The organism is Craterilacuibacter sinensis, from assembly GCF_009831765.1.
Classification (GTDB): Bacteria; Pseudomonadota; Gammaproteobacteria; order Burkholderiales; family Chromobacteriaceae; genus Craterilacuibacter; species Craterilacuibacter sinensis.
In genome coordinates this window covers 141,990-165,757 of the sequence record NZ_WSSB01000005.1, presented here as the reverse complement: position 1 = coordinate 165,757, position 23,768 = coordinate 141,990, and the positions used below count along the sequence as shown (strand labels likewise).

The 23,768-nt window shown below is 59.6% G+C and carries 24 protein-coding genes and 1 riboswitch; of the genes, 6 read left to right on the top strand and 18 right to left on the bottom strand.

What is annotated here, in order from left to right; all coding sequences use genetic code 11:
• The first annotated feature begins 78 nt into the window (after positions 1-78).
• Positions 79-561 carry a glutathione peroxidase gene (locus tag GQF02_RS07285; RefSeq protein ID WP_124734397.1) on the top strand — a complete coding sequence of 161 codons (483 nt, stop codon included), beginning with the start codon at positions 79-81 and terminating at the stop codon, positions 559-561.
• Between the two features lie 42 nt (positions 562-603).
• Here GQF02_RS07285 and GQF02_RS07280 read toward each other — a convergent pair whose 3' ends face one another.
• The 4 genes from GQF02_RS07280 to cysK all read right to left on the bottom strand — a co-directional run bounded on the left by GQF02_RS07280 (position 604) and on the right by cysK (position 3,568).
• Entirely contained in the window at positions 604-1,632 is a 1,029-nt protein-coding gene (locus tag GQF02_RS07280; RefSeq protein ID WP_160795985.1) for a histone deacetylase family protein, read from the bottom strand.
• A 97-nt stretch (positions 1,633-1,729) separates the two neighbouring features.
• Complete coding sequence (locus GQF02_RS07275; protein WP_160795983.1) at positions 1,730-2,125, bottom strand: YchJ family protein; 396 nt, start codon at positions 2,123-2,125, stop codon at positions 1,730-1,732.
• On the bottom strand, positions 2,122-2,592 hold the full coding sequence (locus GQF02_RS07270) for a hypothetical protein (protein WP_124734400.1): 471 nt from the start codon (positions 2,590-2,592) through the stop codon (positions 2,122-2,124). Before GQF02_RS07270 ends, GQF02_RS07275 begins: the two co-directional genes overlap by 4 nt.
• Positions 2,593-2,635: 43 nt before the next feature.
• Positions 2,636-3,568 carry a cysteine synthase A gene (gene cysK, locus GQF02_RS07265; RefSeq protein WP_160795981.1) on the bottom strand — a complete coding sequence of 311 codons (933 nt, stop codon included), beginning with the start codon at positions 3,566-3,568 and terminating at the stop codon, positions 2,636-2,638.
• A gap of 120 nt (positions 3,569-3,688) precedes the next feature.
• On the opposite strand from cysK, the gene GQF02_RS07260 reads away from it, so the two are divergent.
• Entirely contained in the window at positions 3,689-4,555 is an 867-nt protein-coding gene (locus tag GQF02_RS07260) for an ion transporter (RefSeq protein WP_124734402.1), read from the top strand.
• Here the strand turns inward: GQF02_RS07260 and GQF02_RS07255 are convergent.
• On the bottom strand, positions 4,552-5,670 hold the full coding sequence (locus GQF02_RS07255; protein WP_220789374.1) for a glycerate kinase: 1,119 nt from the start codon (positions 5,668-5,670) through the stop codon (positions 4,552-4,554). The genes GQF02_RS07260 and GQF02_RS07255 overlap by 4 nt on opposite strands.
• A gap of 94 nt (positions 5,671-5,764) precedes the next feature.
• Here GQF02_RS07255 and trxC point away from each other — a divergent pair, with 94 nt between their 5' ends.
• Both trxC and GQF02_RS07245 read left to right on the top strand, forming a co-directional pair.
• Entirely contained in the window at positions 5,765-6,196 is a 432-nt protein-coding gene (trxC, locus tag GQF02_RS07250) for a thioredoxin TrxC (RefSeq protein WP_160795977.1), read from the top strand.
• Positions 6,197-6,255: 59 nt separating this feature from the next.
• Positions 6,256-7,197 (top strand): PliI family lysozyme inhibitor of I-type lysozyme, encoded by a 942-nt coding sequence (locus GQF02_RS07245; RefSeq protein ID WP_160795975.1) that lies wholly within the window; start codon positions 6,256-6,258, stop codon positions 7,195-7,197.
• A 67-nt stretch (positions 7,198-7,264) separates the two neighbouring features.
• Here the strand turns inward: GQF02_RS07245 and GQF02_RS07240 are convergent, their stop codons facing one another.
• The 6 genes from GQF02_RS07240 to GQF02_RS07215 all read right to left on the bottom strand — a co-directional run bounded on the left by GQF02_RS07240 (position 7,265) and on the right by GQF02_RS07215 (position 14,714).
• Complete coding sequence (locus GQF02_RS07240) at positions 7,265-8,083, bottom strand: class I SAM-dependent methyltransferase (RefSeq protein WP_160795973.1); 819 nt, start codon at positions 8,081-8,083, stop codon at positions 7,265-7,267.
• Between the two features lie 11 nt (positions 8,084-8,094).
• Positions 8,095-8,949 (bottom strand): pyridoxal kinase PdxY, encoded by an 855-nt coding sequence (pdxY, locus tag GQF02_RS07235; RefSeq protein WP_160795971.1) that lies wholly within the window; start codon positions 8,947-8,949, stop codon positions 8,095-8,097.
• Between the two features lie 109 nt (positions 8,950-9,058).
• Entirely contained in the window at positions 9,059-10,726 is a 1,668-nt protein-coding gene (gene ettA / locus GQF02_RS07230) for an energy-dependent translational throttle protein EttA (RefSeq protein WP_124734408.1), read from the bottom strand.
• Between the two features lie 108 nt (positions 10,727-10,834).
• On the bottom strand, positions 10,835-12,490 hold the full coding sequence (locus GQF02_RS07225) for a cation acetate symporter (protein ID WP_160795969.1): 1,656 nt from the start codon (positions 12,488-12,490) through the stop codon (positions 10,835-10,837).
• Entirely contained in the window at positions 12,487-12,798 is a 312-nt protein-coding gene (locus GQF02_RS07220; RefSeq protein ID WP_124734410.1) for a DUF485 domain-containing protein, read from the bottom strand. The genes GQF02_RS07225 and GQF02_RS07220 overlap by 4 nt, the downstream gene beginning before the upstream one ends.
• Positions 12,799-13,097: 299 nt before the next feature.
• Entirely contained in the window at positions 13,098-14,714 is a 1,617-nt protein-coding gene (locus tag GQF02_RS07215; RefSeq protein WP_160795967.1) for a methyl-accepting chemotaxis protein, read from the bottom strand.
• Between the two features lie 130 nt (positions 14,715-14,844).
• On the opposite strand from GQF02_RS07215, the gene GQF02_RS07210 reads away from it, so the two are divergent.
• Complete coding sequence (locus GQF02_RS07210; RefSeq protein WP_160795965.1) at positions 14,845-15,333, top strand: YbaK/EbsC family protein; 489 nt, start codon at positions 14,845-14,847, stop codon at positions 15,331-15,333.
• A 139-nt stretch (positions 15,334-15,472) separates the two neighbouring features.
• Here GQF02_RS07210 and GQF02_RS07205 read toward each other — a convergent pair whose 3' ends face one another.
• The 4 genes from GQF02_RS07205 to GQF02_RS07190 form a co-directional block, all read right to left on the bottom strand.
• On the bottom strand, positions 15,473-16,093 hold the full coding sequence (locus GQF02_RS07205; RefSeq protein ID WP_160795963.1) for an ABC transporter ATP-binding protein: 621 nt from the start codon (positions 16,091-16,093) through the stop codon (positions 15,473-15,475).
• On the bottom strand, positions 16,077-17,633 hold the full coding sequence (locus GQF02_RS07200) for an ABC transporter permease (protein ID WP_160795961.1): 1,557 nt from the start codon (positions 17,631-17,633) through the stop codon (positions 16,077-16,079). Before GQF02_RS07200 ends, GQF02_RS07205 begins: the two co-directional genes overlap by 17 nt.
• Positions 17,634-17,635: 2 nt before the next feature.
• Positions 17,636-18,649: a thiamine ABC transporter substrate-binding protein gene (locus GQF02_RS07195; RefSeq protein ID WP_160795959.1), complete on the bottom strand. Its 1,014-nt coding sequence runs from the start codon at positions 18,647-18,649 to the stop codon at positions 17,636-17,638.
• A gap of 52 nt (positions 18,650-18,701) precedes the next feature.
• Positions 18,702-18,792, bottom strand: a riboswitch (TPP riboswitch).
• 80 nt (positions 18,793-18,872) lie between these two features.
• Entirely contained in the window at positions 18,873-19,400 is a 528-nt protein-coding gene (locus GQF02_RS07190; protein ID WP_160795957.1) for an acyloxyacyl hydrolase, read from the bottom strand.
• A 363-nt stretch (positions 19,401-19,763) separates the two neighbouring features.
• Between GQF02_RS07190 and GQF02_RS07185 the strand changes: the two genes are divergently transcribed.
• Entirely contained in the window at positions 19,764-20,564 is an 801-nt protein-coding gene (locus GQF02_RS07185; protein WP_160795955.1) for a hypothetical protein, read from the top strand.
• 145 nt (positions 20,565-20,709) lie between these two features.
• Here GQF02_RS07185 and GQF02_RS07180 read toward each other — a convergent pair whose 3' ends face one another.
• The 3 genes from GQF02_RS07180 to pepE form a co-directional block, all read right to left on the bottom strand.
• Positions 20,710-22,095, bottom strand: a complete 1,386-nt coding sequence (locus tag GQF02_RS07180) for an FAD-dependent oxidoreductase (RefSeq protein WP_124734418.1) — start codon at positions 22,093-22,095, stop codon at positions 20,710-20,712.
• 76 nt (positions 22,096-22,171) lie between these two features.
• Complete coding sequence (locus GQF02_RS07175; protein ID WP_124734419.1) at positions 22,172-22,846, bottom strand: DUF1345 domain-containing protein; 675 nt, start codon at positions 22,844-22,846, stop codon at positions 22,172-22,174.
• 102 nt (positions 22,847-22,948) lie between these two features.
• Positions 22,949-23,674 carry a dipeptidase PepE gene (gene pepE, locus GQF02_RS07170; RefSeq protein WP_124734420.1) on the bottom strand — a complete coding sequence of 242 codons (726 nt, stop codon included), beginning with the start codon at positions 23,672-23,674 and terminating at the stop codon, positions 22,949-22,951.
• Positions 23,675-23,768 lie beyond the last annotated feature (94 nt).

Below are 23,768 nucleotides of genomic sequence, written 5' to 3'. Positions count from 1 at the left end.
TTCAGTAGTCCCCCACTCATTGCGTCTGGCATCCACCTTGCCTTAAGCTGGCTATTCTTCATCCTTGCGGTAGCCCTGATGCCATCCCCTATCTATCAATACGCGCCGTTGGCGATAAATGGCCAGCCTTTGCCCATGAGCCAGTTTGAAGGTCAGGTTCTGCTCATCGTCAACACCGCCAGCGCATGCGGCTTCACCCCGCAATATGCCGAGCTTGAAGCGCTGCACCAGCGTTATCATGCACAAGGCTTGGTCATACTGGGCTTTCCTTGTAACCAGTTTGGCCAGCAAGAACCCGGAGATGCTGCAAGCATCGGTGCGTTCTGCCAGAAAAATTTCGGCGTCAGCTTCACCATGATGGACAAGGTCGACGTCAACGGTAAAGACGCGAGCCCCTTGTGGGATTACCTGAAAAAAGAAAAGCCCGGCTTGCTGGGCCTGCCTGCGATCAAATGGAATTTCACCAAGTATCTGGTTGACCGTCAGGGCCATGTCGTCAGGCGCTTTGCTCCGCAAACCACACCTTCATCCATGGCGAACGAGATCGAAGCGCTGCTGTAAAGCATAAAGGGCTGGCATCACGAATGACCGCCAGCCCCCTCATTAAGCGCCTTCAAATCCGGTCAGGACATTGACCGCATTGATGCCGATAGCCTCCACCGCATAGCCACCCTCAAAACAGAACTGGGTAGGCAGACCCAGGCGTGCCAGACGGGCGCCCAAGCGGATAAAGTCTTCGTGTTTGAGTGCGAAACGGGAAATTGGATCGCCCTCGTAGGTATCCACGCCGAGCGACACCACCAGCGCCTCGGCGCCATATGCCTGAATGCGGGTGCACGCAGCTTCCAGCGCCGCAAACCAGCCAGCCACATCCGTGCCCGCAGCCAAAGGATAGTTGGCGTTAAAGCCCAGACCGTTACCCTCGCCCTCCTCGTCGGCAAAGCCGAGAAAGAACGGATATTCGGTGCGCGGGTCACCATGTATGGACAAAAACAGCACATCGGAGCGGCGATAGAAAATATCCTGCGTCCCGTTGCCATGGTGGTAGTCGACATCCAGCACGGCAAGCTTGCGCACGCCGCCATCCAGCAGGCGCTGCGCGGCAATCGCCGCATTATTGAAGTAGCAGTAGCCGCCACAGTAGTCATAGGCGGCATGATGACCGGGTGGACGCGTCAGGGCGAACACCGATTTCTCGCCAGCCAGCAGACAATCGGCTGCGGTCACGGCCACATTAGCTGCCGCAGTAATCGCAGGCCAGGTACCGGCGGTCAGCGGGGTACCAGCATCCATAGAGTAATAGCAAAGCTGGCCTTCGACATGCTCGGGAATACGCTCGCGCAAACGCCGTACCTGCCACATTTTGGGCAAGGCATCCCAATCGCGCCCGGTAGCCGACCAGCGCTGCCAGGCACTCTCCCAGAAACGTACATAGCCCTCATCGTGCACCTTGAGCACGGGCTCCAGCCCATGCGGCTTAGGTGCCAGCACCTCGCCTAGCGTCTGGGCGCGAACCTGCTCCAGCACCATATCGGCACGCGACGGTTTCTCAAAGCTTGCAGTCAGCGTGCCGTTGTAGAGCTCGGCCCGGCCTTGATGCAGGTGGTGATCATCGGTATAGACAGTGCGCATGGTTTCCCCGCAGGACAAGAAAACCACATGCTGCGCTGCTTTAAAGACTCAGGTCAAACAAGACCTTCAAGCTGTTTGCGTTAGCGCAATGCCGGCTTTACGCAATGTCGCCATCCACATAAAACCAGCGTCCGCCTTCGAACACAAAGCGGCTTTTTTCCATCAAACGCTGCGCCCGGCCACCCGCTTTGTAGCGTGCGACAAATTCAACCGTCCCGCTTGCATCACCGGGCAGGCCTTGCGACAGCGAGCGAATTTCCAGAGCCGTCCATTTAACCGGGTCTTCGGCCAGATCCAGGCTTGCCGGACGGGTGGATACATGCCAGCTTTGCAAGAGATAGGCCGTGTCTTTTTTGACATAGGCTGTGTAGCGCGAACGCATCAGGGCTTGGGCGCTGGGTGCGGCCTGGCCCGCCAGATAGGGCGCGCAGCAGGCGTCAAAATCCAGAGCGCTGCCACAAGGGCAGCACTCTAAAGTCTGCTTTTTTTTCATTGCAAGGGGGGAAGGCTGTAAACCTTCATCAGGAAATTGGTAAAGGCAGGCTCACTTGGCTTGGGTTTCAGATACAGCCAGCGACGCTGCCAGTTTTTAAGCAGCTCGAACATGCGGTTATGCGCCATCGGCTGCGTCATGATATCGGCGTCCCGCGCCACCGCCATCTGCCGGTAGGCGCGAAATACCTCATCATCCACGCTATTGCGCCCGACCCAAGCCAGACGGGCACGCCCCAGCGCATCGGCCGCCTGGGTGCGCGTCATCCGCCCGGTCTTTACTTCGTCCGCCAGCCGGTTGGCTTCGAACAGCAAACGCTCGCTCTGGCTTTGTATAGCCGGCTTGACCACTTCAGGCTTGGGCATGGGCTTGATGCCGGCAGGAGCACTTGCCTTGAAAGGGTCGAAGCCGGCACAGCCGGCTAGCAAAGACGCCGCAAGAAAAACAATCAGCAATTTTGGTTTCATGTTTGCATTCTATACGACGTTGGCGCAGCCGGCCGCCAAAGCCTCAAGCCAGATCTTCAAACAGCGGGGTCGACAGATAGCGCTCGCCAAACGAAGGCACCACCACCACGATCAGTTTGCCGGCGTTCTCACTCTTGCGCGCCAGTTGCAAAGCCGACCAGACAGCGGCGCCGGACGAGATGCCGACTAGCAGCCCCTCTTCTTTTGCCAGCGCACGCGCGGTGGCAAATGCGTCGTCATTCTTGACGCGGATAATCTCATCGTAAACGGAGGTATCCAGTATGGCAGGCACAAACCCGGCACCTATACCCTGCAGCGGATGCGGTCCCTTGGCGCCACCGGACAGGACCGGCGAGGCATCCGGCTCGACCGCGACAATCTGCACCTCAGGCTTGTGCGCCTTGAGGAAAGAGCCCACGCCTGTGATGGTGCCGCCGGTGCCGACCCCCGCCACGAAAATATCGACCTGACCATCGGTATCGCGCCAGATCTCTTCGGCCGTAGTACCGTAGTGGATGGCGGGATTGGCCGGGTTTTCAAACTGCTGCGGCATAAAATGCGTAGTAGGATTGGCCTCTACCAGTTCGCGCGCGCGTGCGATCGCGCCGCCCATACCTTCCGGCCCCGGCGTCAGGATCAGCTCGGCACCATAGGCCTTTAGCAGCATGCGCCGCTCGCGGCTCATGGTTTCCGGCATGGTAATCACCAGCTTGTAGCCGCGCGCGGCACACACCATGGCCAGCCCGATGCCGGTATTGCCCGAAGTCGGCTCGACAATCACCGTGTCCGGCCCGATTTTGCCGGCTTTCTCACCCGCGTCTATCATCGCGGCGGCGATACGGTCTTTAACCGAGTGCGCCGGATTGTAGAATTCCAGCTTGACCACCACGTCGGCGACACAGCCTGTGGTCACGCGGTTAAGTTTAACCAGAGGGGTGTTGCCGATCAGGTCGGTTACCGTATTGGCGATACGCATGAACTGCTTCTCCTAGATAGAATAGCGGGCTGGGGTTTCATCTCAGCCACTATATTAAACAGAATAACAAACACTGCCATAATATCTATTTTTTATAAGAAAGAAACCAAGCGCCCCGCTATGGAACAAGAACCCCTTATCCCGCTGCAAGGCTGGCGTCGCAAGCTATACATCATCATTTTCGAAGCCGACACCCGCGCCGGGCGCAACTTCGACATTATGCTGCTGCTGATCATTGTCGCCTCGGTACTGAGCGTCATGCTGGAAAGCGTGGCCAGCATACGCGAGCACTATGGCCCGCAGTTGCAACTGCTGGATGTGGCATTCGCCCTGTTCTTTACCGTCGAATACATCCTGCGTCTGGTGTGCGTACACAAGCCCATGCGCTACGCCAAAAGCTTTTTCGGTGTCATCGATTTGCTGGCCGTGCTGCCCTTTTATATCGGGCTGTTTATCCCCGGCAGCCATTTTCTCGCCGACATCCGCATCCTGCGCCTGCTGCGCCTGTTCCGCATCCTCAAGCTCACCCACTATATCGGTGAAGCCCAGCAGTTAAAGCGTGCCCTGATTGCCAGCCAGCGCAAGATCACCATCTTTCTGGCGACAGTCATCATGCTGGTCATCATCCTGGGCACGCTGATGTATCTGATAGAAGGGCCGGAGAACGGTTTCAACAGCATTCCGCACAGCATTTACTGGGCCATCGTCACCCTGACCACGGTCGGTTTTGGCGACATCACCCCCAAAACTCCACCGGGTCAGGCGCTGGCCAGCGTCGCCATGATTATGGGCTACGGCATTATTGCCGTGCCTACCGGCATCGTCAGCGCCGAGATAGCCAAAGGCGGAGCCAGTCCACAGCCGGAGGTGCGCTCGGGCACGCGCTTGTGCCCGCACTGTTTCAGCGAGGGACATGACTGGGATGCACGCTATTGCAAATATTGCGGCGGCCGCTTGCCGCGCCCGGCCAGAGGCACGGTCAGCTAAGCACGCCTTGCCCGCAATACCGTCCGTGCCAGCTGCTCGCAAGCTTGTTCCAGCAAGGCCGGCGCCTGCCCCATGGCCGCACTTAAAGGCATAGGCCCGCTGCACAAAGAGAAGCAGCCATCGAAAGAGGCTGCCAGGCGCCCTGCCGGATCCGGCCGGATCGCACCGGACAGCAACGATACCGGCACGCCGGCGGCTCGCGCCAGTTGCGCCACCACAAAAGGCGCCTTGCCCGACAGGGTTTGCTCATCGGAAGCGCCCTCGCCGGTCAGCACCCAGTCGGCCTCGCGCAAGGCCGCCGCCAAGCCGGTGTGATCTGCCACCGCCTGCGCCCCACTGATCCGCTGCCCTCCCAGCAACAGCAAAGCCCAACCCATGCCGCCAGCTGCACCGGCACCGGCCTGCTGCGCCAGCGCGTCGCCCCCCGCCAGTACGGCGAGCCGCTGCAGCACTTTGTCAGCGGCTAACTGCTCTGCCGCAGTCAGCCCTTTTTGCGCACCGAAAACCGCCGAAGCGCCTTGCCCGCCGCACAAGGGGTGATCGACATCGCTCCACAATTCTATCCGGGTGCTCGCCAGCCGCTGATCCAGCGCCGATAAGTCCACGTGTGCCAAGTCCGTCAACCCCGCAGGGCTAGGCCGCAGCAATTCCCCCTGCGCATCCACAAAGCGCGCTCCCAGCGCCAGCAACAGGCCAGCCCCGCCATCGTTGGTCGAAGAGCCGCCCAAGGCCAGCGCCAGATGCGTCGCGCCTTGATCCAGCGCGTCCAGCATCAGCTCGCCCACGCCGAAACTGCTGCGCTCAAGCGCCGGGCCTGGCGGCACATCCGCCAAGGGCACAACCTGCGCAACTTCTATCACGCAACAGCCATCGGGCAAACAAAGATAGGCGGCAGTTCGCGCCTGTCCTGCTGCATCGTGCACCACGCACTCGCGCCAGAACCCGCCTGACACGCTATGGAGCACATCCAGCGTGCCTTCACCGCCATCGGCCATGGGTTTGAGCGTCAGCCGGGCCTGTGCATCGGCCCGGCGCAGCCCTGCAGCCATTGCCGCGGCCACACGGGCAGCAGGCAAGGAGCCCTTGAAACTATCGGGCGCAATCAGCCAATGCATAACAACTCCACGGCAAATAAAAAGCATTCTAAAGACATGAGGCGGCCTTCTATAGTAAAACTTCAGCCTAATAAGACAGCACAAGGAAACCATCATGCAACTCGTCTGCCCAGGCTGCGGCGCCAAAAACCGCGTACCCGATGCGCGTCTACAGGACCAGCCCAAATGCGGTAAGTGTGCGCAAGCGCTCATGGCCGGCGAGCCGGCTCCACTGGGCGAGACAAGCCTGCCGGGATTCGTGACGGGCACAGAGTTACCGGTGCTGGTCGACTTCTGGGCCGCCTGGTGCGGCCCGTGTAAAACCATGGCACCGCAATTTGCCGAAGCGGCGAGGCAGGCACCGGAAATACGCTTTGCCAAAGTCGACAGCGATGGCGCACCACAGGCAGCGGCCCGCTACGCCATACGCAGCATCCCGACGCTGGTGCTATTCAAGAACGGCCGCGAAATTGCCCGCCACAGCGGCGCAATGCCCGCAGCGCAGATCCTCGCCTGGGCACGAAGCGAACTCTCGCGCCACGACTGACTGGCAAGGTGCGATCGGCGCACCCATACTGGCGATTACTGTCATATGGAGCGCACATCATGAAAACATGGCACGCCTGCCTGCTCGGCCTGTCCCTGCTGTCGCCACTACCGGCACTGGCGGCCAGCGACATCCAGCAAAAAACCGTCGTGTTCGACAAGGGCGCGACCAGCACCAGCATCAAGGATCAGCTCAAGGGCGACCAGACGATCGACTACCAGCTGCGCGCGCACGCCGGGCAACAGGTGCGCGTCGACTTCGCGCCGAGCAACAGCTCAGCCTACTTCAACCTGCTGCCACCCGGCACGGAAGAAGCCCTGTTTGTCGGCTCGACACTGGGCAACCACTACAGCGGCGTGCTGCCCACCGACGGCGTGTACACGATACGCGTCTACCTGATGCGCAATGCCGCGCGACGCAATGAAACCACCCGCTACACCATCAAAGTCGGCATCGCACCAGGCACACACACACCGGCATCGGCTCAGCACAGCACACCGGCCACTTTCGACAAGACACTAAGCCTGCAAGGCGTCAATTTTCATGTGATGGCGACCAAGGAGGGCTCGCTCAACCAGCTCACCATCACCCCGTCCGGACTTTCAGGCAGCAATGCGCCCATCAAGCGTGAAATAGACGGCAGCGTGAGCGGCGCCGAAGTGGCCGACCTCAATGCCGACGGCTCGCCCGAAGTTTATGTTTACGTCAATTCGGCCGGCAGCGGCAGCTACGGTTCGCTGGTCGGCTATGCCGCCAATCGCAAAAAATCGCTGAGCGAGATCCACCTGCCCGACCTCTCTGCCGACAAGAAACTGTCACAAGGCTATCAGGGGCATGACGCATTTGCGGTTGGCGAGGGGCGCTTGCTACGCCGCTTCCCGGTCTATCGTGACGGAGATATCAATGCCAAGCCAACTGGCGGCATGCGCCAGATCCAGTACCGCCTGGTGCCAGGCGAAGCGGGTTGGCAATTGAAAATGGACAAGGTAGTGACGTACTGAAAGCGTCAAGAGAGGCAGGTTTAAAGCAAGAAGGGGCCGCCATCCGGCGGCCCCTTCCAAGCGTGCTTCAATAAATAAAGCGCGCCTTCAGGTTTCCCAGCATAAAGGTGTCGACAATAGACTCGGCACGTTCGCGCGCACCACCGCGCTTGTGGCCTTTTCTGGCCACGATCAGTTCGTTCTTCATCGAATGTTCCCAGCCGACCAGCTCGGTGACGGTGAGCTGGTAGCCGTGCGACTCCAGCAGCAGGCAGCGCAACACATTGGTCAGCTGGCTGCCGAACTCGCGGGTATGGATGCCGTGGCGCACGAGCTCGGCCAATGGCGTGCCAGCCAGCAGCTTGGCCTTCACCTGGCGCAGTTCGGCGGCCACCTCGGCCTGGCAGCACGGCACCAGCACGATGAACTGGGCATCCTTTTCCAGCGCGAAGCGGATCGCGTCGTCGGTGGCGGTATTGCAGGCGTGCAAGGCGGTGACGATATCGACCTGTTTGCCTATGGCCGAGTCCGAAATCGATTCGGCCACGGTCTCGTTGATAAAGCGCATGCGCGCAAAACCCAGACGCTCGGCCAGTGCCGCCGTGGTTTTCACCAGATCTTCGCGCGTCTCGATACCGATCACCTCGCCCACATTCAGGGCCTTGAGCACCAGATCGTAAAGAATAAAGCCCAGATAAGACTTGCCGGCACCATGGTCAACAATGGTCACGTCGCCCTTCTGTTCGACCACTTCGCGGATCAGGGGCTCGATAAACTGCACCAGATGGTAGACCTGCTTGAGCTTGCGGCGGCTGTCCTGGTTCAGCTTGCCATCGCGGGTCAGGATATGCAGCTCTTTCAATAATTCAAGCGACTGTTCGGGCTTGATTTCGTAACTTTGTGCCATGAATAGCTCTTTCAAATGGGTTGCGCGGCAAACATATGCGTCGGGCTTTCATACTCGCGCTGCGCGGCCACCACCGCCAGCTCGTAGCGCCCCAGACGCTGCGTTTCCTGCAGCATGCCGTATACGGCGGAGGCGCAGTGTTCCAGCGCCTGACGCAGGGACTTGCCGGACAATAGGCCAACCAGGAACAGGCCGGAAGTCATATCGCCCACGCCAACCGGGTCGCGCGCAAAATCGAAGATCGGGCGCGCGATCAGCCAGGCTTCGTCGTTTGACACTGCCAGCATCTCAAAGCGTTCGGGCTGTTTGTCAGCGTAGTGCAGGTGCTTGATCAGCACCACGCGCGGCCCCATTGTCAGTACCTCTCGTGCGGCCGCGACGATGTCGGCCAGCGTGGGCAGCGCGCGCCCGGCGATGATTTCCAGCTCCAGCTGGTTCGGCGAGACGATGTCGGCCACCGGCAGCGCCTCGTTCACCAAGAACTCCGCCACACCCGATGCGACGATACAGCCCTTGGCCGGATGGCCCATCACCGGGTCGCAGTGATACAGCGCAGCCGGGTTGGCGGCCTTGACCTGGCGCACCGCGTCCAGGATCTGCGCCCCCTGCTCGGCGCTGCCGATATAGCCGGACAGCACCGCACTGCATTCATGCAGCGCATCGATGGCAGCAATGCCACCTGCCAGCGAGGCGATCTCGGTCGACGGCATCACCATGCCGGCCCAGCGCCCGTACTGGGTATGGTTGGAAAACTGCACCGTATGCAGCGGCCACACATTGGCCCCCATGCGCTGCATGGGAAACACCGCAGCGCTGTTGCCGGCATGGCCGTATACCACATGCGACTGTATGGACAGGATATTCATGTTCTTCTCCGGCACTTGCAGGCCGCTCTGAATGGAAAAGCCCGCCGTCACAGGCGGGCAGACTGAAGCAAGGGATGGTACGAGCAGGAGGCCACCCGCACCACACGCCTTAGCGGGTCACCGGCTTGTAGCGGATACGCTTGGGCTTGGCGCCCTCTTCGCCCAGACGCTTACGCTTGTCGGCTTCGTATTCCTGATAGTTGCCGTCGAAGAAGGTCCACTGCGACTCGCCTTCGGCCGCCAGAATATGGGTGGCGATACGGTCAAGGAACCAGCGGTCGTGCGAAATCACGAACACGGTGCCGGCGTATTCCAAGAGCGCGTCTTCCAGCGCGCGCAAGGTTTCCACATCAAGGTCGTTGGACGGTTCATCAAGCAGCAGCACGTTGCCGCCCTTGAGCAGGGTTTTGGCCATATGCAGACGGCCGCGCTCGCCACCGGAGAGCATGCCGACCTTTTTCTGCTGATCCGCGCCCTTGAAGTTGAAGCGACCCAGATAAGCACGGCTGGACATCTCGAACTTGCCCACCGTAATCAGGTCATTACCGTCGGCTACATCCTGAAATACGGTCTTGTCGCTATCCAGATTTTCACGCGACTGCTCGACATACGCCATCTGCACGGTCTGGCCGATTTTCACCTCGCCCGAATCCGGCTTTTCCAGCCCGGCCACCATCTTGAACAGTGTCGACTTACCGGCACCGTTCGGGCCGATAATGCCGACAATCGCGCCAGCCGGTGCCTTGAAGCTCAGGTTGTCGATCAGCAGACGGTCGCCAAAGCCCTTGGACACGCCATCAAACTCGATGACCTCATTCCCCAGACGCTCGGCTACCGGAATAAAGATTTCCTGCGTTTCATTGCGCTTCTGGTGTTCGAACGACGACATTTCCTCGAAACGGGCAATACGCGCCTTGCTCTTGGCCTGACGGCCTTTCGGGTTCTGGCGTACCCACTCCAGCTCCTGCTTCATCGCCTTCATGCGCGCGCCTTCGCTCTTGGATTCCTGCTCCAGACGCTCTTCCTTCTGCTCCAGCCAGCTGGAATAGTTACCTTTCCACGGAATGCCTTCGCCACGATCCAGCTCCAGAATCCATTCGGCGGCATTGTCGAGGAAGTAACGATCGTGCGTCACGGCCACTACGGTGCCAGGGAAGCGCACCAGGAACTGCTCCAGCCACTCGACCGACTCGGCATCCAGGTGGTTGGTCGGTTCGTCCAGCAGCAGCATGTCCGGCTTGGACAGCAACAGCTTGCACAGCGCCACACGGCGCTTTTCACCACCGGACAGCGGGCCGATCTTGGCATCCCATGGCGGCAGGCGCAGCGCATCGGCGGCCAGTTCCAGCTGCAGTTCGATATTATCGCCAGCGCCAGCGGAGATGATGGCTTCCAGCTTGGCCTGCTCTTCGGCCAGCGCATCAAAATCGGCATCGGCTTCGGCGTAAGCGGCATACACCTCTTCCAGACGCTTTTGTGCACCCATCACTTCACCCATGCCGCTTTCGACTTCTTCGCGCACGGTTTTTTCGGCGTCCAGCTCCGGTTCCTGCGGCAGGTAGCCGATATTGACGCCAGGCATATGCTGGACTTCGCCTTCGTATTCCTTGTCTACGCCGGCCATGATGCGCAGCACGGTGGACTTACCCGAGCCGTTCAGACCCAACAGGCCGATCTTGGCACCAGGGAAGAAGGAAAGCGAAATATCCTTGATGATCTTGCGCTTGGGCGGTACGACTTTGCTCACGCGCAGCATAGACATTACATATTGGGCCATGGTGTTCGGTATCCGGCTAATGCGAAAACATGCAGTTTACCAAAATCGGCCGGACAAAAGAAAACCGCGCACCTATTGGTACGCGGTTTAGTGATGAAGAATAAAGGCTTAGTGGTTATTGGCCGCAGCAGCACCAATACCGGTTTGCGCCCGAACCAGCTGATCATCGAATGCGGCGCGCTCTTTCTTGGCCTGCGCGCTCGAGTCCAGCATGGACACCACAATCGTCACCATAAAGGCCAGCGGCATCGAGAACAGCGCCGGATGGTCATACGGGAAGATCGCGGTTTCGTGACCCAGTACCGTCACCCACACCGATGGCGACAACACCACCATGGTCACGGCCGAAATCAGGCCGGTGAAACCACCCAGCAGTGCGCCGCTGGTGGTCAGGCCCTTCCAGTACATGGACAGGATCAGGATAGGGAAGTTGGCCGAAGCGGCGATACCGAAAGTCAGACCCACGAGGAAGGCGACGTTCATCTTCTCGAACATGATGCCGAGAATAATGGCCAGCACACCCAGTACGATCGCGGCAATCTTGGACACCTTGATCTCGGTCTTCTCATCGGCCTTGCCGCCGCAGATCACATTGGCGTAGATATCGTGCGAGATCGACGAAGCACCGGCCAGCGCCAGACCCGACACCACCGCCAGAATGGTGGCGAAGGCAACGGCCGAGAGGAAGCCCAGGAACAGGTTGCCGCCCACAGCGTGCGCCAGATGCATGGCGACCATGTTGCCGCCACCGGCAATCTTGCCAGCCAGATCACCATCGACAAAGTATTGCGGGTTGGTGCCGACAATCACCATGGCGCTAAAGCCCAGCGTGCACACCACGATAAAGAAGAAACCGATAAAGCCGGTAGCTACGAATACCGATTTGCGCGCCTCGCGGGCGTTCGGCACGGTAAAGAAACGCATCAGGATATGCGGCAGGCCAGCGATACCGAACACCAGACCCAGCGACATGGAGGCAGCATTGACAGGATCAGCCAGCATCGAGCCCGGCGCCATGATGCCCATGCCACCTTTGTGCACTTCGACTGCGCGCTGCGCCAGCGTCTCGTAGCTGAAACCGAACTGGCTCATCGCCATCACCGCCAGGGTGGTACCACCGGCCAGCAGCAGCACGGCCTTGATGATCTGTACCCAGGTGGTGGCAATCATGCCGCCGAAAGTCACGTACAGCATCATCACCACGCCAACGATCACCACGGCAACCGGATAGTCCAGACCGAACAGCAACTTGATCAGCTGACCGGCACCAACCATCTGCACGATCAGATAAAAGCAGACCACGGTCAGCGAGCCAAAGGCGGCGAAAGTACGGATTTTTTTCTGATCCAGGCGATAGGATGCGATATCGGCAAAGGTGTATTTGCCCAGGTTACGCAGACGCTCGGCGATCAGGAAGGTCACGACCGGCCAGCCGACAAAGAAGCCGACGGTATAGACGAGGCCATCGTAACCCTTGGCAAACACCATGGACGACAAGCCAAGCAAGGTCGCTGCCGACATATAGTCGCCGGCAATCGCCAGACCATTCTGAAAGCCGGTAATGCCACCGCCGGCGGTATAAAAATCGGATGCCGACTTGGTACGGCGCGCCGCCCACCAGGTAATCACCAAGGTACCGGCGACGAAGATGAAGAACATCGCGATCGCGGTCAGGTTCAACGGCTGTTTTTCTGCTGCTTCAACAGCAGGGCCCGCCAGCGCCAGCGCCGGCATCATGGCCAAGGAAGTCAGGATTTTTTTCATTTACGCGCTTCCTCAACGATTTCGGCATTCAGGCGGTCAAACTCGCTGTTGGCACGACGCACATACAGGCCGGTACAGGCCCAGGCAAAGAAAATGATAAAAGCACCAATAGGGACGCCGATAGATAACACACCACCTTCAAACAACGGCGTTGCCAAAAATTCCGGACTTGTACCAACCAGCAGCATAAAGCTGTAGTAAACGGCCAGCACTAATGCAGTCAGTCCCCATGCGGTACGCGAACGCTTGCCTGCCAGTTCGCGATACTTGGGGTTGGACCGTATACGGTCATTGATATTGTTAGACATACTTTCTCCTGAGGTTGCAACACAGCATAGGTAACACATAAGTGTTTCCCGGCTTTTAGGGGTAGCTTTCCTCGTTCTGCGGCCTGTTTTTCAGGCTCGCGACGGGTTTTCCACCGGCAGATGCCCCGAGCCATCGACCCGAGTCCCTACTCTATTATTGCGATGCATCATGCCATGAGCAACCATACATGACAAGCAGGTATTAATTGACCTTATAAAAAAAGGGTAAACCCCGCATACGCTGGGGTTTACCCTGGCAAAAAATGACACACCCCTTCTTGTTAAAGAGGCAAAAAACGCTAGCGCAGTTTGAAGTGCTGTACCGAGTCTTGCAGTTGGCGCGCCAAAACCAGCATGGCTTCTGTCTTGCCCGCTGCTTCGGCGGCAATAGCCGCATTGTCGCTGGCACTGGTGGCAACCTGCTCTACATGCTGTGCAATATCAGTACTGGCAGCGACCTGTTCATGCAAAGCATTGGAAATATCCTGCACCGCGTGTTGCACGGCATCCGCGCTTTGCTCGATCCGGCTGATAGCCTCCTGCCCCTGATCGGTCAAGCCGACCCCCAGCACCACCTTGCCGACTGCATCCTGCATCGCACTACGCGTATTTTCCGATAGCTGCTGGATATGACCGATCTTGGTGACAATCTCCCCTGTCGCCGTCGAGGTACGCTCTGCCAGTTTCCTGACTTCATCAGCCACCACGGCAAAACCACGCCCCGACTCGCCCGCACGCGCAGCCTCGATCGCCGCATTAAGTGCCAACAAATTGGTCTGATCGGCAATATCGCGAATCACCGCCACAATGGACGAAATGCCGGATACATCGCCAGCCAGACTGGACAAGGTTCCGGATGCCACATCCACCTTCTGGTTGATTTGACGCATTTCATCGGCCGCATCGCGCACCACGGCGCCCCCCTCGCGGGAAAACTCGCCCGAACGCGCACCCAGCAGGCGCGCCTGCTCGGCATTGCCTGACAGCACGCCTACGCTCTGGGTCATCTGCTCCACCGAAACGGCCATGGCAGAGGCCGCCGCGCTTTGCTGGCTGGCACGCCCGGCCACCTGTGCAACATGACTGGACAGCGCGCCGACTGTCCCGGTCAGCTCTTCGCTCGCACTCACAACCTGCCCGACCATCGCGCGCAGATCATTCTGCATACTGGCAATACCCGCCAGCAGGCTATCGTGATCGCCCGCATTCAGCTTCACCTGCGTTTGCAAGCGGCCGGCCGCAATTTCCCGCACGACTTGTCGCGCATAGGCCGGCTCGCCCCCCAGCTGGCTGATAATATTGGACGAAATTTTCCAGACCAAGCCGCATAACAGCAAGATCAAGATCAGCAAGGCAATCCCCTGCTCGATCGCATGCCCCTGCACATCGGCGTTAATCTCATCGGTATAAATACCGGTACCCACTATCCAGCCCCAGCCAGCTGACTTCAGCACCACGCTCACCTTTTCAACCGGCTCATCCGAGCCCGGTTTGGGCCATGGGTAGTAGACTGCGGCATTTTCACGCATAGCCTGCGAGAAAATATCACCCAAGCTACGGCCATCCGGTGTTTTGAGGGCAAACATACTGCTACCGACCAGCTGCGGCTTAACCGGGTGGGCAACAAAATTCATCTTGCCATCAAGAATGAAGAAATAGCCGTCTTTACCATAACGCGAGCTCATCACCGCAGCCTTGGCGCGCGCTTGTGCCTCGGCCAGGGGCATCTGGCCCGAAGCGGCAGCTTTTTCATACGACTGAATAATGGTCAGTGCCGACTCGGACAAACGGATAACTTCCTGCTGATACGACTCCTGTAGTGAACTGCGCAAATTATGCAAACCCCAGGCGGCCATCAGCACCATCCCCAGCACGATTGCAACCAGCAGGGTCATCAACTGCTTTTTAACGGACATACTTCCCCCAAGCCTGCTTTAGGAATATTTATAAACACTGCCAATTGTCATACAATATGCATCAAAACTTCACATTTGGCTATCAGGGAAAAGCCTATTCGCCCCCTCTTCAAAGACAGGACACCCCGCCATGAGCCTCGCTTCCGTGCGTGCATTTTTTGCCAGCAAACAACTGGACATTCCCATTATCGAGCTGTCGACCAGCACGGCGACGGTCGCGCTGGCCGCTGCCGCGCATGGCGTCGAAGCCGGCCGCATTGCCAAAACGCTGGCGTTCAGAACAGCAAGCAACGAAGTCGTGATTCTGGTGACGCGCGGCGATGCGCGCATAGACAATCGTAAATTCAAGGAGATATTCGGCAAGGGTAAGATGTTGCCGCCGGACGAGGTTGAGACCATCACCGGCCACCCGGTAGGCGGGGTGTGCCCATTCGCTCTGGCTACGCCCTTGCCGGTTTATCTGGATGTTTCATTGCAGGCATTTGACGAGGTGCTACCGGCAGCAGGCGGCATTCACACGGCTGTACGGCTATCACCGCAGACGCTGGCACAACTGGTAAATGGGTGCTGGGTCGATGTGTGCGGCCAGATAGCGCCGGCAGCGACCCTTAGCCCTTAAGAAGCTGCTCACGAACTGCTACGCGTCGGCAATACGGCGTTAAAAACGGCTGCGAAATGCTCATGTACCGTATGTACACTCCGCTTTCTTAGCCGTTTTTGCCTTGTCTCGCGCTAGCTCGAAAGATCGTGAACACGCTCTAAGACAAGCTGACAACACGGTCGGCCAGGCGCGCCGCTTCGGCCGGATCATGCGTGACCAGAATGGCCGGAATATTGGCGACCTTGAGACGACGGCGAAATTCGTCGCCCAGACCGGTACGCAAGAGCGCATCCAGCGCTGAAAACGGCTCATCCAGCAGCATTAAACGCGGCGCGGTAATCAGCGCGCGTGCCAGCGCCACCCGTTGCTGCTCGCCGCCGGACAAGTCCCACACCCGGCGCGGCCCGAAACCGGCCAAGCCTACATCGGCCAGCATAAGCTCGGCACGCACAGCAGCCTCGCGTCTGGGCACACGCTGTTCGATCAGGCCGAACATCACATTGCCCAGCACATCCAGATGCGGAAACAGGGCGAAATCCTGAAACATCAGCGCGAAGCGGCGCGCCTCAGGCGCAAGCCCCGTTAGCGGCTCGCCGGCAAAAAACACCTCGCCCGCGTCAGCTGACGCCAGGCCTGCGATAATTTTGAGCAAAGAGCTTTTGCCACAGCCGGAAGGCCCAAGCAAGGCGACGATCTCCCCCGCCTCTACGCACAGATTGAAGCGGGAAAACAGCGGGCGGCCGGCATAAGACAGGCCAAGGTCAACGATCTGGAGCATGGTTTTTTTCCGGCCACTCGATTGCGGCAAACGCAAGCAGGGCAAACAGCATCAACAAGACAGACAGCAATAGCGCCGCATCAAGATTGGCCTGCCCCGGACGCCCCAGATGCTGGTAGATCAGGGTGGTCAGCGTCAGCCATTCTGGACGCGACAAAAACAGCGTGACCGCAAACTCGCCCACCGTGGTGGCGGCAGCAAACGCAAGCCCCCGGCGAAAAGCCGGTCGCAACCATGGCCAGCTGACGCGCCAGAAGCTGCGCCAGGGCGTTGCACCCAAGGTGCGCGCGGCGGCCGGCAGATTCGGCGGCAGCGCATCCAGTGCCGCAGCCAGACTCTTGGCGATAAAGGGATAGGCCAGCAAGGCATAGGCAGACACCAGCAGCAACAGGCTGGCGGTCCAGCCCGGATATAACAGCAACAGACCGAAAGCCACGCATACCGGCGACACGACAAACGGCAAAAATGCCGCCGCGCGCATCAGCGTGCTGCGTCTGGCCGCCAGCGCATGCAAAACACCGAGCAAGCTGGCCAGGAGCAAGGCCATCAGGGAAAAACGCAGGGTGTTGAATAGTGCCAGCGCCGTGTCTTCATTCAGCAGCAAGCGCCATGTTTGTGCTTCCACTGTTGCGGCGCGTGCCAGCAAAGCCAAAAGCGGCGCGCCTGTGATGCTCAGCAACACCAGCAAGGCACTAGCCAGCAGGACGCGGCGACGCAGTGTATTGACTTTCAACAGCGCCAGCGGCTCGGTTTTGGCCGGCACCGCCATGCGCGCTTCCAGCGCGGCATAAAACAGCGCCGCAGTCGCACTGACCAGCATGGCAGCCAGCGCCAGGGCGCCGGCGTCGGCGAGATTCAACTCATAGGCGACCAGGGTGTAAATCTCGACTTCTATCGTTGCCCATTGCTGCCCGCCCAAAAGCAGGGCCAGGCCAAAGCCGGAGAAACAGTACAGGAATACCAGACACAGGCTGGACGAAAGCCACGGCATCAGCGCCGGCAGTTCGATGCGCCAGAAAGCACGCCAGGGCGATGCACCCAGGCTGCGCGCCGCCAGCAGACGGCTGGCCGGCAGCGCCAGCAGGCCATCGACCGAGGCGCGCACCACCAGCGGCAGGTTGTAAAACAGATTACCGTAGAGCAACAGCCAGGGTGTGTCCTGCAGATTCAGGCCACTGATGCCGCGCGGACCGAACAGGGTCAAGACCCCCAACCCTGCCACCAGGGTCGGCATCACGAAAGGCAGCAACATCAGGCGCAACAGCAAGGCGCGCCCGGGAAAGGCCAGCCGCGCCAGCACCCAGGCCAGCGGCACACCGATCACGGCAGTCAGCACACAGGTGATGGCCGCCTGTGCCAGCGACCAGAGCAGGCGGCCTTGCAGATAGTCATCGGCAAACAACTCAAGGCGCACGCCATCCCAGCCTTCAAGCAGCAGTCGCCCCAGCGGAAGCAAGGCCAGCAAAAATAAAAAGCCCAGCGGCAGCAAGGCTAAAGCCCGGCGCGAATACGCACCGGGCGACACTACGGCAATGGTCATGCTTAACGCAGCACCACCTTGTTCCAGCGCTTAAGCCATGCCCCGCCTTTGGCTGCGATGGTGGCAGGTGCCATCTCGGCGGCAAAGCCAGGCTCGGCAGCATGGGCAAACACCGGCGCGGTGGTACTCCCCTCGACTACCGGATACATCCACATCGTGGTCTGCAACTCGGCCTGCACCTCGGGCGAGCGCATGAATTCGACAAACTTGGCAGCGGCCTCGCCTTCCTTGCCGCCTTTGACCAGCGCCACGCCTTCAACCTGACGGAACACCCCGCCCTTGAGGAACAGGTTGCCGGTCGGTGCCGTGCTGATCTTGTCCTTGCTATAGAACACCTCGGCCGCCGGACTGGTGGCGTAACTCACCACCAGCGGGCGCTCGCCGCCATTGCGCGAAAAATCGGTGTAGTAAGCTTCACTCCAGCCCTTGGCCACTTTTACGCCATTGCCGCGCAACTTCGCCCACCAGTCAAATGCCTGCGCTTCCCCCATACCTGCGATAGTTGCCAGCATAAAGGCGTAACCCGGACTGGAAGTAGACGGATTTTGCACCACCAGTAGCTTGGCGTACTCAGGCTTGGTCAAGTCCTGCAGCGAGGCCGGCAAGGCCAGCTTGTTTTTGGCAAACCAGGCCTTGTCGTAATTCAGCGTGACATAGCCGTAATCGGTACTGACCACCCCCTCGCCCAGCGCATAGCGCGCCTTGTGCTTGAGTGCAGCACCGGAATACGGCGCGATCACGCCGGCGGCGGACGCCTTGGCTAGCAAGGTGTTGTCTACGCCATAGACCACATCGGCAATCGGGTTGGCACGGGTCAGGATCAGTTTATTGAGCATCTCGCCGGCGTCGCCGCCCTTGATCAGCGACAGTTTGACGCCGCTTTGCTGCTCGAATGCAGCCAGACGCGCCTTGGGCAGGGAAAAGGAGGAATGGGTCAATACGCGCAACTCGGCCGCGTGCGCGGCACAGGCGGCAAAGGCCAGCAAAACAGTGGTCAGGATGCGAACAGGCTTCATGGTTTCTCCGCTTTACAAGGTCATAAAGCGAAGACGGGGAAACGGCGCGCGAGAACGTGCCGCATCACGCTTCCTACGCTGGCATGACCCAGATCAGGTAATGGGGACTCTCTCAGCCCGACTGGGCACCCCCGGTGATTAGCGCACGCATGATAACGGTAAAGCCGGCCGCTGACAAAGCCACCTACCCAAACGACATGGCATGGGCGACGGCTAACCATGCTTAATAGCGGTAGAGCACGCTCAGCTCAAGCAGGTCCAGACCATTATTCGGCTTTTTAAGATCGGCGTTGGAGTAATGCAGGGCGCGCAAGGCAAGATCCCAACGCTTACCGGCAAGCCCGACACCCAGCTGGTCGACAAACTGTCCGCGCGAGCCCAAGTCCGTGTCTTGCAGGTGCGTGCCGTTAAACCAGGCGGCACCGATACCAGCTTGCACATAAGGGCTCAGCACCCCGATAGCTTGTGGGAATTGCCAGCGCAACAAAGGCGAGGCACTGAAGCTCCATAAGGTATCGCTCCCCCGTGCATTCCAGCTAAGTCGCCCCTCGCCCAGCAACATCAAATCACTGCCGCCTTGCAAACGACTCTGCCACCATGGCGCGGTTTGCGCCAGCACAGAGAGTGAAGCCGTATGCCGGCTATGGCCATAAGCGCCACCACCGCCAGAGAACCCCACCGCGTCTACAGTGCGGGCTTGCACCCCCATAGGCAACAGCAGGACAAGAACAAACGCAGTCGATTTTTTCATCACACCACCCATTAATTGGCCGCCAAGGGACTAACCCGGCGCCCCTGCACGCGCCGGCTTCCCGCCGAACGGGCCGCGTGCCAGACTCAAGCACAGGCGGAGCCGGCGGCACGGGGCTGGCACACCCGCCCAATAGCCACGCAAGCGCACCCCATAGTGCAACATGGACTGTTTTTTACGATAATTCAGCCATTATATTTATGCTTATTGTTGCTAGTATTCCCTCATCGTAGATGATAAATACAGCACCGTCCGCACCTAGGCTTGTTAGCTACATTAGACAAAATAAATCATTAAATTAATCGATTATCCCCGTGGGGATAATTTAAAATACGGACCTCGACTTTTAAACCCGACCCTGCGATGAACAGCACAGCCAGCACCCCGACCCCCGCGCCAACGCGCGCCAGCGCGCTTGCCGGCCAGGCTGAAGTCCAGTCCGAATCCATCCTGATTCTGGCCGGCAGCGGCGACCCGATTTATGCAGTCGAACGCAAGCTGCAGGCTCGCACGGAGCAAGCCGATTATTTCAAGGTGCAGATACGCGCCCATGCCAGTGCCCACGGCAGCGAATGGACGTTGCTGGAAGGGGAAGCCGCCCAGTGGCACAACGGCTACCACAGCGCCGAAGTCTGGGTGGATCACGCCAGCAGCAGCATCAGTTTCGGACCGGAATACGGCGTGCAGGTGCTGGAAACCCTGGCCGGCAAAGGCCTGCCAGCCTATTTGTTTGCCCAGACCATTATCTGGGCCAAGACCCGCTACCCGGACTACAGCATCAGGGGCGGTTTGCTGCGCACAGAAGATGCCGCCAATGAAGAAGCCCGTTTGCGGCGCAACGGCTATTACGCGACCCAAGGTTTTGACTTTGAATGGTTTGATGTGGAGCAGCGCAGCGGCCGCTATTTCAAGGCCAAAGCCAGCCAATTATTGGGCGTATGGGATAGCGAGACTGTTCGCCGTCTGGACTGCGAGCGCCTGCTGGATACATTGGCCAGCCAGGCCAGACACTGCAGCGAACTGGAACAGCATCTGTCCCGCGCCAACTCTAAAAAAGAGCACGCCACCGTCAAACTGGAGCGCGAGCGCATGCTCAATCTGATTCTGGTGGGCGTGACCTGTTTTGTACTGGTCATGGGTCTGATGGCGGCACTTCGGGTATAAGCAGGCTAGCGTATTCACGATCTCGCGAGCCAGCGCGAGACAAGGCGAAAACGGCTCAGAAAGCAGAATGTACATACGGTACATGAGCATTTCGAAGCCGTTTTTAACGCCGTACGCCTGCGCGCAGCAGATCGCAAACAGGCTCTTAGCCTGCCTGGGCAAACAGGATGTTAAGCGCCTCGGATGCGCTTGGGTGCGCCAGCGGCGTATTGGCCAGCGCGCTATAAGGCAAACCGGCCTGCATCGCCATTTGCACCACCGACACCACCTCGCCCGCACCAACACCCAGCATGGCAAAGCCCAGCAGCGTATCGCTATCCGCAGCAATCACCGCCTGCATCAGGCCACTGGTTTCGCCTTCGGCCCAGGCCCGCGTCACCGCATCCATGGCCAGACTCAGCACGCGCACTTCCAGCCCGGCCTGCTCTGCCTCGGCCACACTCAGGCCGATACGCGCATACTCCGGATCGATAAAGGCCAGTCGTGGCAACACCCGTCCCTGCATCCCCTGCAAAGGGGGATGAAACAGCGACAAGGCAACACGGGCATCATCACTCACCGCATGGCCGGGTACAGGATGCGCCGCCACTTCTCCCAGCGCATAGATGCCGGGCACCGTACTTTGCAGGCTCTGATCCACCACAATGCGGCCATCGGCAGCGAGCACAACGCCCAGCGCTTCCAGCCCCAGGTTGGCCGTCAGCGGCAGGCGCGCACCGGCCAGCAAAATATCGCTGCCGTCCAGCTCCAGCAACTGCCGGCCCTGCCTTGCTTCCACAGAGACGCCGGCACCACTGATGCCGCGTACCCGCTCGATAATGGTCGAGGTCAACAGGCGCACACCATCACGGCGTAATAGCTGGCCGATGGCATCGGAAAACACCGCATCTTCAAAGCGGGCGAGCCGTGGCGCTTCATCTATCAGGGTGACATCGCAGCCCAGACGGGCAAAAATCTGCGCATAGGCCAGCGCGCCAAAACTGGAGCCCAGAATCAGCAAATGCGCCGGCAGGCGCGTCATGCACATCAGCTCGCGCTGTGTCATGGCACAGGCATCAGCCAAACCAGCCACCGGCGGCACTTTGACGGTCGAGCCGGTGGACACGAAAATGCGCTCTGCGCGCAAACGGCGCAAAGTACCGTCCTGCAGGGCGACTTCTACCGTATCCGCTGCAATCAGATGACCGTGGCCCAGCACCAGTTCTACCTTTTCTGCCGGCCACAAGGCCAGATCATGGGCGCGGGCGGCAGCCACCGTCTCCCCAATACAGGCAAACAGGCGTGCCAGATCCACCTCACATGCGCCGCGCCCCACCCCGCAAGCAGCTCCCTGACGCATCTGGTGGGCGATGCGCGCCGCGCGCACCATGACCGCGTCGGGCAGACAAGCCACATTAAGCGATGCGCCGCCAAACGCATGGTATTCGACCAGGGCGCCCCGATGGCCGTGCCGCGCCAGATCCCGCGCCAGCCGCCGGCCGGCCAGACCACCGCCCAACACGACAAACTCCAGCGGAGGAAGACGTGCCATCTTTAATCTCCAGACCAAGGGCAGCACCGTGCTGCCTCGCTGCAGACTAGCAGCTGGCAGACCCCGCTGCTGACGCTTAGCCGCCGATTAAGCCGGCACCAAGATTGATGGACAAACCCAGAATAAACAGGTTGAACACGAAAGACAGCATGCTTTGCAGCAGCACCAGGCGGCGCACGCGCGAACTGGCAACCGCCACATCGGCGGTCTGGTTGGTCGCGGCAATCGTGAAGGAAAAATAAAGGAAGTCCCAGTAATCGGGCTCGGGGGGAGCATCGGGAAAACCAAGCAAAGGCAGCTGTGCGCCGGACAGGTAAAACAGATGGGCGTAATGCACGGCAAAACAGGTCGGCAGCAATAGCCAGGCGCCCAGAAGCGTCACGCCGGTCAGCGCCAGATGCCAGACGCCCGCATGGGCATGCACCAGCACCATTTCCACCACAATGGCAGCCAGACTCATCAGCGTCGCCACGCACACCAGCGCCAGCACCTTGGCAGCGCTCTCGTCCTGAAGCTGCGCCTCCTGCCGGATATGCTGCACCCGGGCACGCAACATCATGCTCCACAGAGCCAGCAGATAGGCCCATGCCGTCACGTTCCAGCCCAACAGCACACGCGTCAGCACCCTCATGCTGTCCGGCAAAAACCAGTAAGACAACACCCCGACCAGCAAAGCCAGCGTCAAACGCGGGCGGGTCTGCAAAAACTGGCGTATCAAGCTGCCGCCGCGGGAAGCACACTGTTTAACCATAAAGCACCAGCCCTGTATAGATCAGCATCCAGTGTACTTGCTGCGACAGGACATGGCATGCGCCACCATGCCCGGCATCGTGGCGCATGCGTCAAGCGAAACTCAGGCGCAAGGGCGCTGGCTGCTCATCAGGAAGGAGAAGTCGCCGCGAGCCGGCACTTCGCACGGCTCGGTACCGGCCTTGAATACACGGCAATCAAGCTCGCCCACCATGCGGATAGCGCCATCCTCGATCACAAAACCGGTGCCTTCGCGTATGCCTGCCACCCAGGTGTCAGGGTTAAGCTTGCCGAATTCGCCGATACGCTCTTCACGCGTCTCGCCCTTGAAGCCTGGCGGATTGCCATGCAGATAGTGCGGATTGATCTGGAAGGGAATGAAATCCAGCGCATCAAAACCCTTGGGATCGCAGATCGGCATATCGTTGGTGGTCATAATGGTCGGGCAGGCCAGATTGGCGCCAGCGCTCCAGCCGGCATAAGGCATGCCGTCGGCAACGCGTTCGCGTATCGCATCCAGCAGGCCCAAAGCGCGCACATCGCGCAACAGTTTCCAGGTGCTGCCGCCACCAACAATCACCGCCTGCGCCTCGCGTACCGCTTGTACCGGATCGGCAAAGCGTGTGATCGACTCCAGTTTGATGCCGGCCTGAGCCAGAGCCACCGCCGCCTTGGCCTCAAAACCGAGGTAATCACCGGCAGCGTTGGCAAACGGGATAAACAGTGCACGCTCGATTTTGCCGGCGAAAAAAGACTGAAAGTGCGGAATAGCGTATTCGAGGTAAGCCATTCCCTCGGTCTTGGCATTGGACAACAGTAACAGACGCATGCTTGCTCCTTAGTAGGGAAAAGGCGTGCGCGAGATCCGCCAGACTTCAGAGCAGGACCCCGGACACGCGCTACGCGCGCATGATAGCGCACAA

Excerpts from the sequence above, each read along its gene's own strand:
- GQF02_RS07175 (WP_124734419.1), bottom strand. The coding sequence starts at position 22,846 with ATGGTTAAACAGTGTGCTTCCCGCGGCGGCAGCTTGATACGCCAGTTT.
- pdxY (WP_160795971.1), bottom strand. The coding sequence starts at position 8,949 with ATGAATATCCTGTCCATACAGTCGCATGTGGTATACGGCCATGCCGGC.
- GQF02_RS07200 (WP_160795961.1), bottom strand. The coding sequence starts at position 17,633 with ATGACCATTGCCGTAGTGTCGCCCGGTGCGTATTCGCGCCGGGCTTTA.
- GQF02_RS07185 (WP_160795955.1), top strand. The coding sequence starts at position 19,764 with ATGAACAGCACAGCCAGCACCCCGACCCCCGCGCCAACGCGCGCCAGC.
- GQF02_RS07205 (WP_160795963.1), bottom strand. The coding sequence starts at position 16,093 with ATGCTCCAGATCGTTGACCTTGGCCTGTCTTATGCCGGCCGCCCGCTG.
- GQF02_RS07270 (WP_124734400.1), bottom strand. The coding sequence starts at position 2,592 with ATGAAACCAAAATTGCTGATTGTTTTTCTTGCGGCGTCTTTGCTAGCC.
- GQF02_RS07225 (WP_160795969.1), bottom strand. The coding sequence starts at position 12,490 with ATGAAAAAAATCCTGACTTCCTTGGCCATGATGCCGGCGCTGGCGCTG.
- GQF02_RS07255 (WP_220789374.1), bottom strand. The coding sequence starts at position 5,670 with ATGCATTGGCTGATTGCGCCCGATAGTTTCAAGGGCTCCTTGCCTGCT.
- GQF02_RS07275 (WP_160795983.1), bottom strand. The coding sequence starts at position 2,125 with ATGAAAAAAAAGCAGACTTTAGAGTGCTGCCCTTGTGGCAGCGCTCTG.
- GQF02_RS07180 (WP_124734418.1), bottom strand. The coding sequence starts at position 22,095 with ATGGCACGTCTTCCTCCGCTGGAGTTTGTCGTGTTGGGCGGTGGTCTG.
- ettA (WP_124734408.1), bottom strand. The coding sequence starts at position 10,726 with ATGGCCCAATATGTAATGTCTATGCTGCGCGTGAGCAAAGTCGTACCG.
- GQF02_RS07260 (WP_124734402.1), top strand. The coding sequence starts at position 3,689 with ATGGAACAAGAACCCCTTATCCCGCTGCAAGGCTGGCGTCGCAAGCTA.
- GQF02_RS07240 (WP_160795973.1), bottom strand. The coding sequence starts at position 8,083 with ATGGCACAAAGTTACGAAATCAAGCCCGAACAGTCGCTTGAATTATTG.
- trxC (WP_160795977.1), top strand. The coding sequence starts at position 5,765 with ATGCAACTCGTCTGCCCAGGCTGCGGCGCCAAAAACCGCGTACCCGAT.
- GQF02_RS07280 (WP_160795985.1), bottom strand. The coding sequence starts at position 1,632 with ATGCGCACTGTCTATACCGATGATCACCACCTGCATCAAGGCCGGGCC.
- GQF02_RS07195 (WP_160795959.1), bottom strand. The coding sequence starts at position 18,649 with ATGAAGCCTGTTCGCATCCTGACCACTGTTTTGCTGGCCTTTGCCGCC.
- GQF02_RS07190 (WP_160795957.1), bottom strand. The coding sequence starts at position 19,400 with ATGAAAAAATCGACTGCGTTTGTTCTTGTCCTGCTGTTGCCTATGGGG.
- GQF02_RS07210 (WP_160795965.1), top strand. The coding sequence starts at position 14,845 with ATGAGCCTCGCTTCCGTGCGTGCATTTTTTGCCAGCAAACAACTGGAC.
- pepE (WP_124734420.1), bottom strand. The coding sequence starts at position 23,674 with ATGCGTCTGTTACTGTTGTCCAATGCCAAGACCGAGGGAATGGCTTAC.
- GQF02_RS07220 (WP_124734410.1), bottom strand. The coding sequence starts at position 12,798 with ATGTCTAACAATATCAATGACCGTATACGGTCCAACCCCAAGTATCGC.
- GQF02_RS07215 (WP_160795967.1), bottom strand. The coding sequence starts at position 14,714 with ATGTCCGTTAAAAAGCAGTTGATGACCCTGCTGGTTGCAATCGTGCTG.
- cysK (WP_160795981.1), bottom strand. The coding sequence starts at position 3,568 with ATGCGTATCGCCAATACGGTAACCGACCTGATCGGCAACACCCCTCTG.
- GQF02_RS07245 (WP_160795975.1), top strand. The coding sequence starts at position 6,256 with ATGAAAACATGGCACGCCTGCCTGCTCGGCCTGTCCCTGCTGTCGCCA.
- GQF02_RS07285 (WP_124734397.1), top strand. The coding sequence starts at position 79 with ATGCCATCCCCTATCTATCAATACGCGCCGTTGGCGATAAATGGCCAG.